The organism is Cyclobacteriaceae bacterium (genome assembly GCA_025808415.1).
Lineage (GTDB): Bacteria > Bacteroidota > Bacteroidia > Cytophagales > Cyclobacteriaceae > UBA2336.
The window spans coordinates 457,803-477,354 of record CP075525.1 but is presented as its reverse complement, the minus strand read 5'-3'; the positions used below and the strand labels follow the sequence as shown (position 1 = coordinate 477,354).

At 43.8% G+C, this 19,552-nt stretch carries 19 protein-coding genes and 1 tRNA gene; 6 read left to right on the top strand and 14 right to left on the bottom strand.

Features of this window, described 5'->3' with window-relative positions:
* Positions 1-29 precede the first annotated feature (29 nt).
* The gene (gene serS, locus KIT51_02165) at positions 30-1,304 is read right to left on the bottom strand and encodes a serine--tRNA ligase (protein UYN87104.1); all 1,275 of its coding nucleotides are present in this window, start codon (positions 1,302-1,304) and stop codon (positions 30-32) included.
* Positions 1,305-1,579: 275 nt separating this feature from the next.
* Here serS and rho point away from each other — a divergent pair, with 275 nt between their 5' ends.
* Positions 1,580-3,124, top strand: a complete 1,545-nt coding sequence (gene rho, locus KIT51_02160; GenBank protein UYN87103.1) for a transcription termination factor Rho — start codon at positions 1,580-1,582, stop codon at positions 3,122-3,124.
* 139 nt (positions 3,125-3,263) lie between these two features.
* Here rho and KIT51_02155 read toward each other — a convergent pair whose 3' ends face one another.
* The 8 genes from KIT51_02155 to KIT51_02120 form a co-directional block, all read right to left on the bottom strand.
* A complete protein-coding gene (locus tag KIT51_02155) occupies positions 3,264-4,556 on the bottom strand; it encodes an ATP-binding protein (GenBank protein ID UYN87102.1) in 1,293 nt (430 codons plus the stop codon).
* Between the two features lie 194 nt (positions 4,557-4,750).
* The gene (locus KIT51_02150; protein ID UYN87101.1) at positions 4,751-5,242 is read right to left on the bottom strand and encodes a hypothetical protein; all 492 of its coding nucleotides are present in this window, start codon (positions 5,240-5,242) and stop codon (positions 4,751-4,753) included.
* A gap of 220 nt (positions 5,243-5,462) precedes the next feature.
* Positions 5,463-5,636: a hypothetical protein gene (locus KIT51_02145; protein ID UYN87100.1), complete on the bottom strand. Its 174-nt coding sequence runs from the start codon at positions 5,634-5,636 to the stop codon at positions 5,463-5,465.
* A 138-nt stretch (positions 5,637-5,774) separates the two neighbouring features.
* A complete protein-coding gene (locus KIT51_02140; protein UYN87099.1) occupies positions 5,775-7,943 on the bottom strand; it encodes a peptidase domain-containing ABC transporter in 2,169 nt (722 codons plus the stop codon).
* A 1-nt stretch (position 7,944) separates the two neighbouring features.
* Positions 7,945-8,427, bottom strand: a complete 483-nt coding sequence (locus KIT51_02135) for a hypothetical protein (GenBank protein ID UYN87098.1) — start codon at positions 8,425-8,427, stop codon at positions 7,945-7,947.
* 31 nt (positions 8,428-8,458) lie between these two features.
* Positions 8,459-8,797 (bottom strand): hypothetical protein, encoded by a 339-nt coding sequence (locus tag KIT51_02130; protein UYN87097.1) that lies wholly within the window; start codon positions 8,795-8,797, stop codon positions 8,459-8,461.
* 427 nt (positions 8,798-9,224) lie between these two features.
* Positions 9,225-9,845 carry a hypothetical protein gene (locus tag KIT51_02125; GenBank protein ID UYN87096.1) on the bottom strand — a complete coding sequence of 207 codons (621 nt, stop codon included), beginning with the start codon at positions 9,843-9,845 and terminating at the stop codon, positions 9,225-9,227.
* Between the two features lie 72 nt (positions 9,846-9,917).
* Positions 9,918-10,118 carry a hypothetical protein gene (locus KIT51_02120; protein ID UYN87095.1) on the bottom strand — a complete coding sequence of 67 codons (201 nt, stop codon included), beginning with the start codon at positions 10,116-10,118 and terminating at the stop codon, positions 9,918-9,920.
* 132 nt (positions 10,119-10,250) lie between these two features.
* Between KIT51_02120 and KIT51_02115 the strand changes: the two genes are divergently transcribed.
* The gene (locus KIT51_02115) at positions 10,251-10,889 is read left to right on the top strand and encodes a response regulator transcription factor (protein ID UYN87094.1); all 639 of its coding nucleotides are present in this window, start codon (positions 10,251-10,253) and stop codon (positions 10,887-10,889) included.
* Here the strand turns inward: KIT51_02115 and KIT51_02110 are convergent.
* Complete coding sequence (locus KIT51_02110; protein ID UYN87093.1) at positions 10,881-11,582, bottom strand: hypothetical protein; 702 nt, start codon at positions 11,580-11,582, stop codon at positions 10,881-10,883. The genes KIT51_02115 and KIT51_02110 overlap by 9 nt on opposite strands.
* 126 nt (positions 11,583-11,708) lie before the next feature.
* Entirely contained in the window at positions 11,709-12,971 is a 1,263-nt protein-coding gene (locus KIT51_02105; GenBank protein ID UYN87092.1) for a DEAD/DEAH box helicase, read from the bottom strand.
* A 106-nt stretch (positions 12,972-13,077) separates the two neighbouring features.
* Here KIT51_02105 and KIT51_02100 point away from each other — a divergent pair, with 106 nt between their 5' ends.
* The 4 genes from KIT51_02100 (at position 13,078) to KIT51_02085 (ending at position 15,860) form a co-directional block, all read left to right on the top strand.
* Positions 13,078-14,418, top strand: a complete 1,341-nt coding sequence (locus KIT51_02100) for a dihydroorotase (GenBank protein UYN87091.1) — start codon at positions 13,078-13,080, stop codon at positions 14,416-14,418.
* Positions 14,419-14,484: 66 nt separating this feature from the next.
* A tRNA-His gene (locus KIT51_02095) sits at positions 14,485-14,560 on the top strand.
* Between the two features lie 148 nt (positions 14,561-14,708).
* Positions 14,709-15,515, top strand: coding sequence for a M28 family peptidase (locus KIT51_02090; protein UYN87090.1), 807 nt, complete (start codon positions 14,709-14,711; stop codon positions 15,513-15,515).
* A 96-nt stretch (positions 15,516-15,611) separates the two neighbouring features.
* Positions 15,612-15,860, top strand: a complete 249-nt coding sequence (locus KIT51_02085; GenBank protein UYN87089.1) for a hypothetical protein — start codon at positions 15,612-15,614, stop codon at positions 15,858-15,860.
* A gap of 56 nt (positions 15,861-15,916) precedes the next feature.
* On the opposite strand, the gene KIT51_02080 is transcribed toward KIT51_02085, so the two are convergent.
* The 3 genes from KIT51_02080 to dxs all read right to left on the bottom strand — a co-directional run bounded on the left by KIT51_02080 (position 15,917) and on the right by dxs (position 19,522).
* Positions 15,917-16,660: a hypothetical protein gene (locus KIT51_02080; GenBank protein UYN87088.1), complete on the bottom strand. Its 744-nt coding sequence runs from the start codon at positions 16,658-16,660 to the stop codon at positions 15,917-15,919.
* Positions 16,661-16,817: 157 nt separating this feature from the next.
* Entirely contained in the window at positions 16,818-17,591 is a 774-nt protein-coding gene (locus tag KIT51_02075; GenBank protein UYN87087.1) for an alpha/beta hydrolase, read from the bottom strand.
* Positions 17,592-17,596: 5 nt separating this feature from the next.
* Positions 17,597-19,522: a 1-deoxy-D-xylulose-5-phosphate synthase gene (dxs, locus tag KIT51_02070; protein ID UYN87086.1), complete on the bottom strand. Its 1,926-nt coding sequence runs from the start codon at positions 19,520-19,522 to the stop codon at positions 17,597-17,599.
* Positions 19,523-19,552 lie beyond the last annotated feature (30 nt).

Below are 19,552 nucleotides of genomic sequence, written 5' to 3'. Positions count from 1 at the left end.
AACTTACCTCATACGTTTGCAGGGCCATATTAGCTGATTTTATCAAACCCGCAATAGGGAACCAATACCTTGGGAATAGTAATACCATCAGCGGTTTGGTTGTTTTCCAAAATACCGGCTACTATGCGCGGCAATGCCAACGCACTGCCATTTAAGGTGTGCAGCAGTAGCGTTTTGCCATCTTTCGTTTTAATGCGCAGTTTTAACCGGTTTGCCTGGTACGCTTCAAAATTGCTGACCGAACTTACCTCCAGCCAACGTTGTTGGGCGGTGGCAAATACTTCCATATCGAAAGTCATGGCTGAATTAAAGCCCATGTCGCCTCCGCAAAGCAAGAGTTTGCGGTATGGCAACTCAAGCTTTTCCAGCAAACCCTGAACATAGGCACACATTTCTTCCAATGCCTGGTACGACTCTTCCGGTTTCCTGATCTGCACGATCTCCACTTTGTCGAACTGATGCAAGCGGTTCAGCCCGCGCACATGAGCACCCCAGCTTCCGGCTTCCCTGCGAAAGCACGGTGTGTAGCCAACGTTTTTTACGGGCAACTGGTCTTCTGGAAGAATCACATCACGATACAAGTTGGTGATGGGAACTTCAGCCGTAGGAATCAGGTATAAACCATCTTCCTGCACAAAATACATCTGCCCCTCCTTATCGGGTAGCTGACCGGTTCCGTACCCGGAAGCTTCATTCACTACAATGGGCGGAAGCATTTCACGATAGCCAGCTTTCTCAGCCTCATCCAAAAAGAAATTGATAAGGGCGCGCTGTAGTTTGGCACCTTTTCCTTTATATACCGGAAATCCTGCACCTGTTATTTTAATGCCCAGGTCAAAATCGATGATATCGTATTTCTTGATCAACTCCCAGTGCGGCAATGCATCAGGACCTAATGTTGGAACGGTGCCATGCGAATGCACGGTGAGGTTATCATCGGCACCAACACCTGCAGGCACTTTATCTGCCGGAACATTGGGTATCTTATACAAATGAACTTTCAATGCATCCTCAAGGCCGGCAAGTTCCTGCTCCAGGTTTTTCAGTTGTTCCTTTTCACTGGCGATAGCTGCACGTAAGGTTGCCGCCTCCTCAGCCTTACCGGCCTTCATGAGTTCGCCAATACGTTTGGCCTCGGCATTCGATCTTGCCTTCAGGTCATCCGCTTGCTTTTGCGTGTCTCTGCGCGATTGGTCGAGGGCAATGGCTTTATCAACCAACTCGCCTGCATCTTTCAATCCACGCTTTCCAAGAGCACTGATTACATGGTCGCGCTCCTCGCGCAAAACTGATACCTGAAGCATACCGTTACGTTTAAAATGGAGAGCAAAATTAGGTTTTTGACCGAACCAAAGCGGATTATAAGCCAACAAATTCTTTACTGTTTTTTGATTGTAATCAATTTTGGCCTATACTTGCATCATCATCGGGCACATTCTAAAGCCCTTTATATATACAGCATTTGCCTTACTGAATTTTAAAACGACCCTGTGTTTTTATTGAACCTGTTTCAGCATTATCCTGATTTAAGACCCCACATATTTCAAACCAACAACAAAACAACTCACCATTTTTTAACATGTACACCATTGACGATCTAAATGTCAGACTTCTTTCTGAACTGAAAGAAATTGCAGAACAAATGGGCGTGAAAAACGCCAAAAAACTTTCCAAGCAGGACCTGGTCTACAAAATTCTTGACCAGCAGGCCATCACCGGGGAATCGCCTGCTACAAAAAAAGCTGCCCCGGCAAATGAAGGGCGGAACCTGAGGCCACGCAGGCGCGAAAATGTAGCCCCAACGCCCAAGCCTGAAAAAGAACTTTCCACTGATGAATTACTCGATTCGATCAGCATTGACCTGGACACCCCCGTTCCGGGATTTGAAGAACCGGCCGAACAAAAGCCTGTAACTCCTCCGGTAGTTGAAGAGCGGCACCAACATACGCCCCGCCATGAAAGAAGGGACGATGAACGAAACCAGCCCAACCGCCCCAACATACGCGACTTCGATGGTGTGATTGCCAATGAAGGTGTACTGGAAATTATGCAGGATGGTTACGGATTTTTGCGCTCCTCCGATTATAACTACCTGGCCAGCCCGGACGACATTTATGTATCGCCTTCACAAATAAAACTGTTTGGCCTGCGCACGGGTGACACGGTAAAAGGAACCATTCGGCCGCCAAAAGAAGGAGAGAAATATTTTGCCCTATTAAAAGTTGAATCCGTAAACGGTAAAACCACCGAAGAAATACGCGACCGCGTAGCGTTTGAATACCTGACGCCTCTCTTCCCGGAAGAAAAACTGAAACTCAGCACCACACCGGACAACATGTCTACGCGTATACTGGATTTGTTTGCGCCCATTGGCAAAGGCCAGCGCGGTATGATTGTGGCCCAACCTAAAACCGGTAAAACGGTGTTGTTGCAAAACATAGCCAATGCCATTGCCGAAAACCACCCCGAAGTTTATTTGATCGTATTGCTGATTGATGAGCGGCCCGAAGAAGTAACCGACATGGCACGTAACGTAAAAGCAGAAGTAATTGCCTCAACGTTTGACGAACAAGCCGAGCGCCACGTAAAAGTTTCCAGTATTGTATTGGAAAAAGCCAAGCGTATGGTAGAGTGCGGGCACGATGTGGTGATTTTGTTAGACTCCATTACGCGCCTGGCTCGTGCTTACAACACGGTGGTCCCATCTTCCGGTAAAATACTTTCCGGTGGCGTGGATGCCAATGCACTGCATAAACCCAAGCGTTTCTTTGGTGCTGCCCGTAACATCGAAAATGGCGGATCGCTCACTATTATTGCCACCGCGTTGATTGACACCGGCTCGAAAATGGATGAAGTGATCTTTGAAGAATTTAAAGGTACCGGTAATATGGAGTTACAACTTGATCGTAAGCTTTCCAACAAACGTGTATATCCTGCTATTGATGTTCCGGCTTCCGGCACCAGGCGTGAAGACTTATTAATGAAAGAAGAAGAACTGCAGCGCGTTTGGATCCTGCGCAAGTTCATGAGCGACATGAACAGCAATGAAGCGATGGAATTCCTGCTGCAGAAGATGAAGGGAACACGGAACAATGAGGAGTTTTTATTGTCGATGAACGGCTGATATTCAACAGCCAATCATTAGTGAATTAATCAGCCAATGGAGCAATCTGTTGGCTGATTTTTTTATACGTATTGTCTCCTGCTCATTGCCACTTTTTAACTGCAGTACGTTGCTGAATAAGCAACAGACTTCCAGTCAATCAAAATTGACGCTCCTTTCGGAATACAAAATCAAGGGCAGCCACATGGCTAACCTGAACTCCGTCAATTTTTTCATCAGGCCGGGGGGTAGTGGATATGATTACGCCTTTCTTTGATTTCAATTTCTTACAGGCGTGCAACAATCCGGAAAGCTCGCGCGCATAGGTGTCCGGGTCGGTTATGGAGTATGAAACCTGAAGGGGTGTTGGCTTCTCCTTTTCGAACAATACAAAATCGCACTCTTTGGTGTCCTTGTAGTAGTATACTTCCCGTTTTTGTCGCCTCAACTCCAGGTAGCAGAGGTTTTCAAGCAGTTTGCCATAATCTTTGCTGAATTTGAAGGTGATGGCGTTGAGCAAGCCGTTGTCAATGAAATAGTTTTTCTTGTCGCTGTTAGCGCGTTTTAATTCCGAGAAGTCAAATTTTGAAACGGGTATCGACAGGTAAACGGCTTTGGCCGCTTCATTGGCTTCATACAGGAAATTTTTGTCAAGTTTATAGCCTTGTGAACGAAGTTCGTTATAGAGCTTGTTCAACGACAAGTATGAGCCCGTAGTGTTGGCTAATCTTTTCAGGAAATATTTTACAACAGGCAGGTTGGTAAACGCATATCGTTCAACCAAATCACGATACGTCATCACATCAAAATACTCCTGAAGTGCCTGCATTTTAAGGCTATCGGGCAGCAGCACTACTTCCGGGTATCCGCCTTCTTCCAGGTACGTATGAAACAGCTTGCTGATTTTAGCTTGGGTGCCCGTATCTTGTTTTAAATAATTGACTTGTTTGAACGATAGATATTCACGGAAAGAAAGAGGCAATATTTCGAATGTTAGCGTACGTCCGCGCATAGCTGTGGCTATCTCCATGCTTAGCAACCTGGCGTTTGAACCGGTGAGAAACAGGTTGCGTGTATAGGAGTCGTAACACCTGCGCGCAAATTTTTCCCAATGGGTTATGTTTTGGATTTCATCGAAAAAGAAATAGCATTCTTTCCAGTTCGTATCGGGATAAAGCTCATGGTAGGCTTTTAATACGATGTCAAGATCTTCTGCTTTCAGGTTAAGGCGCTCATCCTCGAAGTTCAGGTAGAGTATATTGGTCTTAGGCACACCCCTGCTGACCAGTTGATGCATGAGGTGAAAAAAGTAAAAACTCTTACCGCTGCGCCTGGGGCCGATGAGCGATATGGCCTTTCCCGAGTTCAGTGGTAACTCCAACTCACGCGGAGTTACCTCCTGTAAAGGAGAGGTGTGAAAGTCGGCCAGCATATCCTTTAACGCTTGACGCATGGTGGCAAATTTATAAAAAAACCTTGTATATCAGGGTATTTTTATGATTTTTTTCTTGTAAAGAAAGAAATATTATTAAAAATTGTTAAGAAACTCTGGCCCCAATTTAACCTTCATTTGGATTAATGCAGGCATGCAGGAATTGTGGATCTATCAATCAGCCGATGGAGAAATCTGTTGGCTGATTTTTGTGACTACTGAAACTCAACCTCCTCGTAACACACTATTGCAGTTGCAACATTATTGGCAAACTTTAGCTCCAGTGCTGCTTCTTTAGGAACGACAATACCATGAATATTTTGGTAGCTGATGAAATTGGTATAGCCAATGTAGTCCCGTTCTTCAGCCACAGTTGATTGCTGCAATAAATTCAATGACTTTCTGTCAAAAGTTAAAATATGCTTCGCAGCAGCACTAACCTGTTTTTCGATTACAACTATTGAATCAGTCATAGATTTCAACAACCACGGAATAGACTCCTCACTTAAAACATAATTTAACTGATGCTTGATTCCATTGCCGTTAAACTCGATTGGAACAGGAAACATATCCCAATAACTTATTTTTTTCCCGTTTGTATAACTGCACTTACGGGGGGCGTCAGCAAAAAATTCGCACACCTGCTCCGATTTCATTTCAGCATATTGAGAATTCATCGTGTATTTTATTTCAGCGATGATTTTCATCTTCAAAATTTTAATGCTGTCCAATTTGCCGAACGGATCTATATGGTTGTTATAGCTGGAGATAAAATCAATTGTGGTTTGGGCGGGGGCTACTGTGTCTATAATTAGAATAATAAGCAGGTTAAAAACAAATCTTCCCATAAATCAAAGGTCTTAAAATGAATGTGGGTACATAGATTTAAGTTGCTAAACCTATAACCAACGATCTTGCTTGATAATGTCAATATTGGTATAAACAAGAATTATAAGCAAGTTCAAAAATGATAACAGCTTCAACAGTGCCAAATGGTATGCCGTTTGAAACAAGAACTGCCCATGCTAAAATACCGCATATATCTATAGTTGGCATACCACCCTCAACCCCTTCCATTTTCTCTAAACTTAATGTTTTCATAATTTTTATAGGTTTAAGTTAAACATACCGCCAACATAATGCAGCAGCACATTAATAATCAAGATACCCCCCATAAATGGGGGTTGCATTTCCCCCCATTTATGGGGTAATTCAAGAAGAATTTTGCTATTAAACCACTTAAACAACTAACTCTTTAACAGACTCACTGTAAAAATTTACAGATCCCATCAGCGTTTCTGGCGTTCCGCTTGCAACAATTTCCCCTGCATCAAGAATGTAAATCCTGTCAGCCTTTCGTGCCGTTTGGATGCGATGGGTCACTAAGATCACAGCTGTATTTTGCTTGAGATTCATTAACAGTTTCAACACAAAAGCCTCTGTGTTTTTGTCCATCGCGGCTGTTGCTTCATCCAACAACAAAAGTTGCGGCTGTCTGAATAATGCCCTGGCTAAAGCCACTACCTGCTTCTGGCCTCCTGAAATATTTATTCCTTCTTCTCCTAAAATGGTGAGATAACTCTGCGGAAACGATTCGAAGTACTTGTCGAATCCGGCTTGTTTACAAAACTCAAGGGCCGACTGGTATTCATCCGGGTTATCACTCAGGGTTAAGTTGTACAACAAATTGCCGTTGAAAATCTTTACCTCCTGCGGCACCACGCCAATCAGGTTTCGCCATGTTGATGTTGAAATCCGGTCAAGATCAATGCCGTTAACTTCAATCGTTCCGCTCTCAGGCTTATAAAACTTTTGAATGATCTGAAGAAAGGAGCTTTTTCCGCCTCCGCTTTCGCCAAGCAAGCCTATCACTTCTCCTTTCTTTACATTTAGAGAAATTTCTTTCAATAGCCGTGCTCTGCCGGGAAAACGAAATGAGAGCTTGTTGACAGTCAGTTGTTCAATTTCAACCAGGTTTATTGATGATTCACTGGGTTGTGTCTCCGGCTTTATCGAAGCAAACTCAAACAGTCTGTCAAATGCAACGCGGGCTTCCTGAAATTGAATGTTGGCAATGGCCAATCGGTTTAAGGAAGGAATGATGCTTCCGGCCATGGAAAGTAAGGCCACCATTTCTCCCAACTGCAAGGTCTCTTTTAACACCATCCATGACGACAACCCAAATACAACCAGCATAAATACTACACCCGTAATTTCATTCAACAACCCAAAACGCAGGTTCAGTTTGCCTAACTCAAAAATCTTATTTTGGAAAAAGCCATATACATGCTTGTTCACCTTCTCAAAAAAAGATTCGCGATTAGCAGCCTTCACCGTAGCAATACCCTGGATCGTGTCCACATAGTGACCTTCTGTTAATGCATAGCTGCTCATCACCTCCTTTTGTGAGGCAATAATTTTGTTATTAAATAACCAAACCAACAGGGCATATACGGGCAAGCAGGTCAGCATAACACTACCAAGCCAGGATGAATATGCGAATACAAATACAACCGCCACAATAATCAATAGCAGATCGATCAACACATTGCCGCTTATCAGGCTGATGGTCGCTTGTATTCTACGCGTATCGTTCATGCGGGCAATGAGCTCACCTGTCTTACGTGAATCAAAAAAGGATTTCGGAAGATATAGCAGGCTTCCATAAAATTTTTGGATGATCCGGTTGTTGAAATCCGTTCCCTGCTTTACCAGAAAAAAACCCCTTAGGTAACCCAGGCCACTTCTGGCAAGCAAAAGTATACCTACCAGCACGAGGCTAAGGATGAGCTTCTTTGTATCGCCTGACGGCAAGATGTTATCGATAAGCTTTTGAGAAAAAATAGCAGTTGTTAAACCAAGTGCTGAAATAATAAGACCAAGAAACAGCGCGGCTACTAACACATTTACATCGTCTTTCACCAAATCAATAATCCACTGCTTCTTTTGGTTGTTTTGTGTTTCGGCTTTAACAAAATTTTGATTGGGGGTGAGCTTTAGTAAAGCCTTACTTTGCCATAACGCATCTAATTCATTTGGCTTGTACGTTATAATGCCTTTCGTAGGGTCACCGACCACAATCTGCCAGTGCTTATCAAACCCATAGTAGACGAAGTAATGCTGTAACCGGTTATCCATAATCACATGAAGTATGGCCGGTTCTTGTAATTCTCTCAGGTTCTCAACACTTTCTGCCTCTAGCCCCTCCGCATCAAAACCCAATTGCCGGGCTGCCTGGTATAAGCCCAGTAAGGTTGTACCTTGTTGGGTAGTGCCGCTTAACTCCCGCAGTTTTTCTAATGTGGTTTCTCCACCATGGTAATTGATAACGGATGCGAGGCAGGCTACTCCGCAATCGGATTGGCCCTGCTGGCGGACAAAAGTCTGTTGTAGTAAACGTTGCTGCATACTACTGCAGGTACTTTAAAATAGCTTCAGGTTTTGTCTCTCCCCTGAATTCCATTACCAGCTTTCGATCAATCCCATAAATAAAAATATGAGGTACAGCAAGAGTGCCCAAAGTAGCAGCAGCATCGGTAGCGTTGATTTTAGTGAAATGAATGTTAGAATATCCCGTTAATCCATATTGTTCGGAAAATTGCCGGATAACCGTAATTGGCTCGGTTGAAAAGAAAACGAGTTGAACACCAATGAATTTATCAGTAGAAGCCTTGATGGCGGCTGCTTCATACTGGCAATGATCGCAGCCGGAATTAAAATGGATCAGTAAAACAGGCTCCAGTGGTAAAGATTCCAAACGAAACCCCAGGCTATCCTGCGATAATAAGTTTAGTGCAGGAAATGTACTTAATGAAGTAGTTCTTGCCTTTTTCTGTTGCAGCCTGGCAAATGAGGCGTTGGCCATCCAGCCAATGATACAAAGAACCGTCATTATCAGAACCCATATCATTAAATCACGCATCTTATTCAATCAGATTAATCGTTAGAAAAACAATGAAAACAATCCAGAGCAACAAGCCAGTTCCGTACGATGCGGCAACAATGCCAAGCATTTTGGAATAACGCTCACCGGTTAGTTCATAGAGCCCATAGGCCAATACTAACCAATACACCAATTCAAATACATTTAAAATTTGAAATGGATAAAGTAACCAAGGTTCAACTGAATCCCTATTAATAAGATTTAGAGCAGATAAAGGTGAGAAGATTTGTAAGTCTTTTAAAGTGTAGTCTATGTGAAATATTCCAAACCAAAGGACTTTAAGAATTGGGGGAATAAAAAACACAAATTCGGCAACCATTGTCACTCGAAATAAGCATTTGAAAGGGGACGGTATGCCATACAATAACATTCCGATTGATAGGCAGGATGATATTAGAAAAAATTTTAGTGTATAAAATATGGGTTGGAATACATAATTCAACCATTGATATCTATCTTTTCCCTGGATGATTCTAAGTATGCTTTCATATGATATTTTCTCCCCGAAATACTGGAAATAAAGATCATCAGAGATAAGTACAAAACTATAGACTACGTTTATTGTAATAGAGGTAATCACTACTAAAATAAACAATAAATAACCATTAGCAGCCCACTCTTTGTTTCCTCCAGTTTTAGTATTGATGCCAAAGTACATGAGCAAATCTTGAATTTAAACTATCAATTGAAAACATCCATGGCTAATCTCAGGTCCGTAGGCATCAAATTTTCACAATTTTCAAAGGTTAAAGAGTTACTCGATGATACAATCCAAGATATACTTGGAGTAGTGTATAGGGTATCGGTAAAAATAAATTCCAAACCTTAAAAGAACTACCTACAAATGCATTTAGATTGGGCAAGAATAAATAGACTAAAAAATCAAAATCAAAACCAACTGCCATTATTGAGGCAACTAATGGCAACAGAGTCAGAAAAATTATTGACCTATTCGGAGAAATGAACTTTTCAAATCGCCTAGCAATAAGATGATTTAAAATAACGAAAGTCGTTATTAATACAGTACTTAAGACACAAATCATTACAAAAAAAAACAAAGATTCATTTTGTGGCCCCGCTAAAAAAAATAATGGAATAGCAAAAATGAAAACCGTTGCAAAGAAGAGTTTAAAGATATTAATAGAATCAAAGAAAAATTTAAGGTATGAGCTATCTGCCTCAATTCTAACTAAGAAAAGGTCTGTTTCGAAATGGGAACTAATTTTGTTAAGAAAAATTAAAAATACGGTAGCTGCACATAAGTTTCTCCATAGCAATATTAAAACGGAATTATCCACTCTTTCATAACCTAGTGTTACCAAAAAAAGTATTCCAAAAATAATTTGAGATGTTCGTGCTGCATTCATAATTTAACGTGGCTATATGATTAACTTTAAAACATTTCAAATCTACTAATCATATAGCCACATTAACTTAGCCTAAAGTACATTTCCGCAATAATCGTGAATAGCTTCAACGCCAACCACAAAATGCATCAAGCCAGCAACTGTACCGATACCAGTAGGAGTCTCTGTAACGGCAAGAGCCACTAATCCTATACCAGCAGCGCAACCCAAAGCATTAGTCCAACTCCACCCACCATTAATGGATTCTAAATTTTCAATGCATAAAGTTTTCATAATTTTTATTGGTTTAAGTTAAACATACCGCCAACATAATGCAGCATACACTATTAAATCAATACACCCCCCATAAATGGGGGTTGCTTTTCCCCCCATTTATGGGGTAATATTGAATAGAATTTGTCCCCCATGAATAAAAGCACCACCGTTTTGGTTGTGGATGACCACCGTATGGTATGCGATGCGCTGGTGGCCCTTTTAGAAAAAACAGGGCTGTGCAAAAAAGCCCTGCCGGCCTACAGTGGTGAAGAGGCCCTGCGCGTCCTTGAGCAGCACCGCATTGCCATCGCCTTGGTTGACATTCGCCTGCCGGGCCTCAGTGGCAGCGACCTTATAAAAACTGTTAAACAGGAATATCCCAACGTAAAGGTTATCGGAATGACCAGCTACGATGATGAGGAGACGGTCCAGGAAATGCTGCTGCTCAACCTCACGGGTATATTGCTTAAACGCAGCACCAACAGCTCCGAAATCAACGCCTGCCTGAAAGCCGCACATGACGGAAAAAACTTTTTTAGCGAAGCGATACAGCAGCACATGCAAAAGCTGCAACATGCCCCAGCCAGGTCATCGCGTACCCATTTTACCAACCGTGAGCTTGAAGTGCTGAAGCTGCTAACTGAGGGGCAATCGAGTAAGCTTATTGCCGAGCACCTTAACCTCAGAGCCTCTACCATCGAAGATTACCGCAAAGGTCTGCTTAAAAAAACAAACACCAAAAGCACAGCCGGGCTGGTGGCCTTTGCGTTACGCAACGGCTTATTGTGAGTTTCTGTATCCCAGCAAAATCACCAACCCGGGTGTACGGCTTCTGATAATCAGCTCTGCCCCAATAGCCCCCGCTCTTTGTTTAATGGACTCTGTACCATACCCCTTGCCACGACCACGCTGCAACAGGCCCTGCCCGTCATCTTCAATAACCACCCACAAAGTATCTTCCCACCTGAGTGAAATAAGTAGAACAGAAGCCGTTGAATGATTTAACGAGTTTTGCGCGGCTTCCTGGATGATATAATACAGTTCACGCTTGATATACGGCTGTATAAAGAATTCATCCTGTTCATACTGTACTTTAAATTCTACTTTCCGGTGTATTATACGGCTCAACCGAGCCACCAACTCGTGTATCAGCGTACTGAATGATTGGATTTCAAACTTGGGCTGTACCAGGTCATCAATCAGGTACCGGATGTCGGCCATGATGTTTTCCAGTTCGCGGTGAAGCAACAACACTTCTTTTTTGGCACGTTCCGGTAGAGGATAATAACTCAACTGTTCAAGCCGCAAGCGAACAACGACCATGCGTTGTACAATATCGTCATGCAAATCGGCTGCTATCCGCTTTCGCTCGGCTTTCAGCAACGTATCGTTTGATTTTACTTGTTGTTGAAGTTCCGTCTCCATACGCTTACTCCGTTCCGATTCCTCAACCAGGTCTTGCTGAACCTTCCTGAGCGTCAAGGTCAATTCATTGTGCTTAGTTTGTAATCCCTTAAGGCGCTTAAAAGAATACAAGGCCTGTAAAAGCATAGCTGCAACCAGAACGGTGACCAACCCGATCATACACACTGTCGAACAAAAGTCCCGTTATCTCTTTTTAACCTTCCCTTTTTCATGAAACGCCCCTTTAAAATCAGGGTTATCTTTTCGCTTTTGCCGGTCAATTTCACGGGCCATGGCTTGTGCCTCGGCAAAAGGTGTTTCCGTAATCTCTACCGCGGAGGGCAGTCGCTTTACCGGTATCTGTTCACGGATTAGCCGTTCAATTTTTTTGATGTGGTATAACTCGGCATCGGTAACGAATGTAATGGCCGTTCCTTCATGAAAAGCGCGACCGGTACGGCCAATGCGATGGACATAATCATCGTACACCACGGGCACATCAAAATTTATAACGTGTGTTATACCGGTTACATCAATGCCCCGTGCTGTTACATCGGTTGAAACCAAAACCCGGAGATTGCCCTCCTTAAATTCATTCACTGCATTAATGCGACTGTTTTGTCCCTTGTTGGAATGGATAACCCGAACCGGGCCAAGGTCTTTTCGGTCGAGATAATGAAACACATTATCGGCAGTTTCTTTATTTCGGGTGAAGACCATCACACGGGTAAACGTTTCGCGATCGGTAAGCAGGTATTCCAGGAAATTGATTTTTGTTTTCAGGTTAGGTACGTAATAAACCTGTTGCCGTACCTGGCTGGCGGCTGTGGCCGGGGGCGTTACTTCAATACGCACCGGAAATTCCAAAAACTCAGCGGATAATTTTTCGACACGTTGATTAAACGTTGCCGAGAATAACATATTCTGCCGCTTATTCGGGATCACTTCAAATATTTTGCGAAGCTGCGGCATAAAACCCATGTCCATCATGCGGTCGGCCTCATCCAGCACCAACGTTTTTATTTGCCGGGTTGGCAATTCGCCTTTCAAATACAGTTCCATAAACCGACCAGGGGTGGCCACCAAAATATCCACTCCTTGTTTTATCGTTTCAATCTGCACTTTGGGGCCAACACCACCGTAAATCGGAACAATGCGTAAATCCGTATACTTCGCCAACTGCCTGGTATGCTCGGCAATCTGGATGGTAAGTTCTTTGGTAGGCGCCAGGATAACTGCCCGCGGATCAGTGCCCTGTGCATAGCGCACTTTCATCAACACCGGTATAACATAAGCAGCAGTTTTACCCGTACCGGTTTGTGCGATGCCAATTACTTCCTGGCCACCCATCAGCAAGGGAACACATTTTTGCTGAATCTCTGTCGGGCGGTCAAAGCCGGCATCAGCTATCGCATTCAGCAATTGCTTGTTTAATTTAAAAGCATCAAACGATAAAAGTGCTGCCATGGGCGCTTATTTTTACGGAATGAAAGGCTATGCACAACATTCACAAGGTAAGTAACGACACTAAACATAGTCATTCCAGCCGATCAATCTAAAATATTTTTAAGCAATGAAATCTACACGAATTGTCAACGCAAATATAGTCAATGAAGGCAAGGTGTTTCAGGGCGAAGTGCTGATCAACAGTGAGTACATCGAAGCCATTGGTACTGATTTATCAGGCCATCGTGCTGATGTTGTGTTGGATGCCAAGGGCCAATACTTATTTCCTGGTTTGATTGATGACCAAGTACATTTTCGGGAACCGGGCCTTACACATAAAGCTACCATCTATACCGAATCGCGTGCTGCTGTAGCCGGAGGGATTACCAGCTATATGGAAATGCCCAACACCGTTCCACCTGTGTTCACACAACAACTGCTTGAGGAAAAATACAGCATTGCTTCGCGCGATTCGTTGGCCAATTACTCCTTCTTCATGGGCACCTCAAACGATAATCTGGATGAGGTGCTGCGCACCGATGCCCGGAAAGTTTGCGGATTAAAAATTTTCATGGGCTCCTCTACCGGAAATTTATTGGTTGATGACCCGAAAACCTTAGAGAACCTGTTTTCGAAAGTGCCGTTTCTCATTGCCACGCATTGCGAAGATGAAGCCACCATTTTAAAAAACACTGCACACTTCCGTGAAAAATACGGTGAAGATATGCCGGTGAAGTATCATCCGTTTATTCGCAGTGAAGAAGCGTGCTACAAATCATCTTCATTCGCGGTTGAGCTTGCAAAAAAATTCGGAACACGGCTGCACATCCTGCACATCTCCACGGCTAAAGAAGTTTCGCTTTTTGACAACTCAATTCCCCTATCCAAAAAGAAAATCACAGCCGAAGCATGCATACATCACCTTTGGTTTAACGATGCAGATTATGAACGCCTGGGTACGCGTATAAAATGGAACCCGGCTATTAAAGCAGCTACCGATCAGCGCGGAATTCTTCAAGGACTACTCGATGGCCGAATTGATGTGATTGCTACCGACCATGCCCCGCACACACTGGAAGAGAAACAACAATCCTATTTCAAAGCGCCTTCGGGCGGGCCGCTCGTACAACACAGCTTAACAGCCCTGTTGGAGTTTTACCACCGAGGTGAAGTTTCATTGGATTGGATTGCCACAAAAACAGCGCATAATCCGGCCACTCTTTTTCAGATTGAAAAGCGGGGGTTTATACGGGAGGGCTATTTTGCTGATCTGGTGCTGGTTGACCTGAATAAGCCGTGGTGCGTAAGCCCGGAAAACATCCTGGCAAAATGCAAATGGTCTCCCTTCGAAGGGGTCACCTTTCGGTCGCAAGTCACCCACACGTTTGTATCCGGGCACTTGGCTTATGCCAACGGCCAATTTAACGAAAGCCAAAGGGGTAAAAGGCTTTCATTTGAAGGGCAATGACCTTCGTTTTGTTATTGTTTGGCAGTTGCTAAATTTGCAGTCCTTTCCCGGAAACGGGAACAAAACGGTGAATGTAGCTCAGTTGGTTAGAGCACCAGATTGTGGTTCTGGGGGTCGCGGGTTCGAGTCCCGTCTTTCACCCCTGATTTTTTAAAACCAAAGCCCCATAAGGGGCTTTATATTTTATGAGGATACGTGCTGTGAGATTTCTTCTGGTGGTTCTTCTTTTTTGCACTACCGGGTTTGCATTTGCCCAGTTTTCTTTCAATCCAACAAAACTCTCAAACGATTTGAAAATCCTTTCTTCCGATAGCCTGGAGGGAAGGAAAACCGGATCGGCTGGAAACACCAAAGCCCGGCAGTTTATTATCGATCGCCTAACACAGTTGAACTTACTTCCATTGCTCAATGGCAACTACGTTCAGCCTTTTACGGTTACCCAATCCTTCGGTCAGGTGCAGGCTGGCCAGGGCATGAACGTACTGGCTGTTATTGAAGGAAAGAAAAAAGAAACCATCGTGATCAGTGCACACTACGATCACCTGGGCATGCTGGGTGGAACCGTTTATAATGGCGCTGATGACAATGCATCGGGCACGGCAGCCTTATTGGCCATCGCTGAGCACTTCGCCAAAAACAAACCCTCACATCGTATCATCCTCGCCTTTTTCGATGCAGAAGAAATGGGGCTTCGTGGTTCGGCCTACTTTGTAAACAGTATTAACCTGCAACAGGAGCAAATTATGTTGAACATCAACATGGACATGATAAGCCGAAGTGATAACGGTGAGCTTTATGCTTGCGGCACCGCTCATTATCCACAGCTAAAACCTTTACTTGAAAAGGTAAAGGTGCCCGAGCACATTTCATTACGTTTCGGCCATGACCAACCTGGTTCCGGCAGGAACGATTGGACCGGCCAGTCGGATCACATGAATTTCCACAGGATGAAAATTCCTTTTATTTATTTCGGTGTTGAGGATCATCCCGACTATCACAGGCCAACCGATGATTTTGAAAAAGTAAACCAATCGTTTTATCATCGAAGTGTGGAGGTAATCATTCGTGCAATACGCTCGTTTGACAATGGGCTTTAGTGCACCATTGTTTACTTACCGCAATCTGAATTTTCTGCTTTTGCTTTTAACCTTCGTGAGGTTTTTAACCCCGAATATTTTTCATAAGTTTAGTTCATGATCTCCTGGGCAGAATTTAAAACCTATTCACTTGATCAAAAGATTACGACACTCTATGAACGTGGAACTTTTGTGATGGCTATCCGCTATTACAATTACAAGGTGAACCTATATTTGTTAGGTCATCATTACGTGGAAGTGTTCGTTAATCACAAACACTCAAGCATTGAAAAAATTGCCCCGCTTGATGCAGCACATTCGCGCATGAAGTTTTATTATGATCAGATAAAACTACCCCGCTTTTAAGCATAAAAAAACCTTCCTGATCGGGAAGGTTTTTTTAATGATGACTATTGAAGTTTTTAAGCTGTTGCTGCTGTTTCTTCAAATTTGGTCGAAGCTTTCAGTGTAACGGTCTTCTTGGCTTTGTAGCCACAGTAGCCACACGTATAATGCTTCAGCAATTCGCCTTCTTCCGTTGCGGTAGGCGTCTTTAATATCTCTTCTTTTACTACCTTAAAAGTCTGGTAATTGCATTCAGGGCACTCGAGTGCATGTAAGTGACCGGCATATTTCTCAATCTTAATGTATCCACTCTCTTCATCTTTCCACACATCGTAGTCCGTTGAGAAGATGTTCTCTTCCGCCTGCATACCCTCATCCAGGTAAGCATCTTCTTCTTCTTCACTCAATAACTTCATAGCACGGCCGGTTTTAGGGGAAATCCGTGGCTTGTAGCGCAGTACTTTGAGGCGCTTTTCAATATAAAAAGGGTAATAGAATTTGAGCAGGTTTTGCACAATAAGTGCAGCGATGAGGCCCATGGAAACGGTAGTAAACACCCGCACAAAAATGAGTATTGCATTAAGCTCTTCTATATTAGCATTGGCGTAAAAGCAGCAGCCAACAATCAAAATAACGGATGCAATCCACAACAGCTTAATTTCGTTTCGGCTAATGTAATCGTACTTTTCCTTTGGATCGCTTGTCGTTGCCAACTTCACCAGAAGCCACAGAACAATCAAAACCGCCAGTGCCCAACAGCCGTAGGCGATGTATTCGGCCATCCTGTTCCAAGGTTCATATTGCGCAATTATGGGTTCCATACTATGGGTTTGGGTTTTAAGGGTTATTAAGCAAATATAAAATCCTGAATTCTTTTAACCTAACTTACGTAAGTGCTATTTAAAAATTGGCTGCTCAATTTAGCACACTTTTCCCTAAAAAATCAAATAAACACACCAATTAGTATCCTTTTCCAACCTATGGATGGCCTGCTAATGGTCGAACGAACGATAGTATAGCGGTTGCTGTATCGTTGGTTTGTTCCAACATGGCCATATGTGCCGACTTTTCGAGCACAACAATTTGTGCCTTTACGGCTTGACGGGCTTGGGTTTCTATTGATTCAACCGGGATGAGCGAGTCATATTTGCCGGCCACAAAAAGTACTGGCTTGGTATAAGACTTTAGAACATGATTCCGGTCAGGCCGGTCCCGCATGGCGGCCGTGTACGATATTAAAGTAGATAGCGGGGTACCTAAAGCAAACTCTACTGTTCCGGCTATTGCAGGATTGGCCTGATCGGCAAACAAAGGCGGGATAAAAGATTGGACAAAGGCCGCTACGCCATTTTCTTTCACAAAGTCGATAACCCTATTGCGGGCAACCCTGCGTTCGGGCAGATCGGCATTGGCTGTGGAGTGAAGAAGTCCTATTCCACTAAAAATGTCGGGTCTTTTTTCCGCCATGGCCAGCATAACATAGCCGCCTAAACTATGCCCTAACACCATGCATGCTTCAAGCTTCCGATCATTCGAAATGAAGTCCAGCACAACATCGGCCACATCATCAATGCTGTGTGAAGCAGGCAAGCCTTTGCTTTTGCCAAACCCGGGAAGGTCAATTGTAATTACCCTGAATTCCTTACTTAATTGGGGGATTAATGAATCCCAAATGTGAAGGTTCTCACAAAAACCATGAAGCAAAACAATGGTAAACCCATTACCCTTCTCAGTGTAATGAATTGCAGCCACAGGTATTACCTTGTTTTAAGAACAGGTTCTAACAAGCTGATAACACATGTCTGTATATGGCCGGCATCAAAACCACAATCACGGTGCAACTCATATTGCTCACCGTGTTCAATAACAGCGTCAGGGATACCAAGGCGTTTTACTTCTGCCTGGTAATTGTGATCGGCCATAAATTCAAGTACAGCACTTCCAAATCCGCCCTGAATACAACCATCTTCAACGGTTATTACTTTGCGGTAGTTGGTAAACACTTCGTGCAGCAGTTGTACATCCAATGGTTTTACAAAGCGCATATCAAAATGGCCAATACTAATGCCTTGTTTTTCAAGCCTATCGCATGCCTCAACAGCGTAATTGCCAATATGACCAATGGTGAGGATTGCTATGTCGGAACCATCACGCAACTTTCTGCCTTTTCCTATTTCTAACCTTTCAAACGGTGTCCTCCACTCAGGCATGACACCCTGCCCGCGCGGGTATCGGATGGAGAAAGCCTTTTCGGTGCGGGGTAATGAAGCTGTGTACATGAGGTTACGAAGCTCCTGCTCGTTCATAGGTGCCGACACAATCATGTTTGGCAGGCAACGGAAATAGGCAATGTCATAAGCGCCATGGTGTGTAGGGCCATCGGCCCCGGCAAAACCGGCACGGTCCAGGCAAAAGTTTACCGGAAGGTTTTGGATGCACACATCGTGCACGACCTGGTCGTAAGCGCGTTGCATGAACGAACTGTAAATATTACAGAAAGGAATTATGCCTTGCGTGGCCAGGCCGGCTGAAAATGTTACGGCATGTTGTTCGGCAATACCTACATCAAAAGCACGGTCGGGCATTTCCTTCATCATAATATTCATGGAAGAACCGGACGGCATAGCGGGTGTAATACCTACTATTTTATCGTTTTGCTTTGCTAACTCCACCAAGGTATGGCCGAATACATCCTGATACTTTGGGGGCTGGGGTTTATCATGGACTTTTTTGTGAATCTCACCCGTGATTTTATCGAACGTTCCGGGCGCGTGCCAGGTGGTGGCGTTTCCTTTCTCGGCCGGTCCATAGCCTTTGCCCTTTACGGTTACGCAGTGCAAAATCTTAGGGCCTTTTATATCGCGCAAATCGTTCAGTACATGTACAAGATGGTTAACATCGTGCCCATCAATTGGGCCAAAGTAGCGCAGGTTTAACGATTCGAATAAATTACTTTGACTGAGAAGGGTTGATTTAATTCCATTTTCAACTTTCGATACAATTTCCTGCGCGCTCTTACCGAATGTGGAGAGCTTGCCGAGCAAATTCCACACGTCATCCTTTAATTTATTGTAAGTATGTGAGGTGGTTATATCGGTCAGGTAATCTTTTAATGCCCCAACATTCGGATCGATAGACATGCAGTTATCGTTGAGGATAATTAACAGGTTGGTATCAGAAACGCCTGCGTTGTTAAGGCCTTCAAAAGCCATACCGCCCGTCATGGCTCCATCGCCAATTACCGCTATATGTTGCTTATCATTTAGCTTGAGGTATTTTGAAGCTGCAGCCATGCCCAACGCGGCAGATACTGAAGTGGAGGAGTGCCCAACCCCAAATGTATCGTATATGCTTTCGCTGCGTTTAGGAAAACCGGAGATGCCCCCATACAACCGGTTTGTATGGAAAACATTCTTTCTGCCGGTAAGTATTTTATGCCCGTAAGCCTGGTGGCCAACATCCCACACGAGCTGATCGACCGGTGTATTGAACACGTAATGCAAAGCAACCGTCAATTCCACCACACCCAGGCTGGCACCAAAGTGGCCGCCATATACCGAAACATTATCGACAATAAAGTGCCTTAATTCATCGCAAAGCTGGACCAGTTGTGCCTGATCAAGTTTTTTAACGTCATCGGGGCTGTTGATTTTAGCCAGTAGAGGGCCGGGGGTAATAAGCATAGGTATCTTGGGTATGGGCTTATAACACAG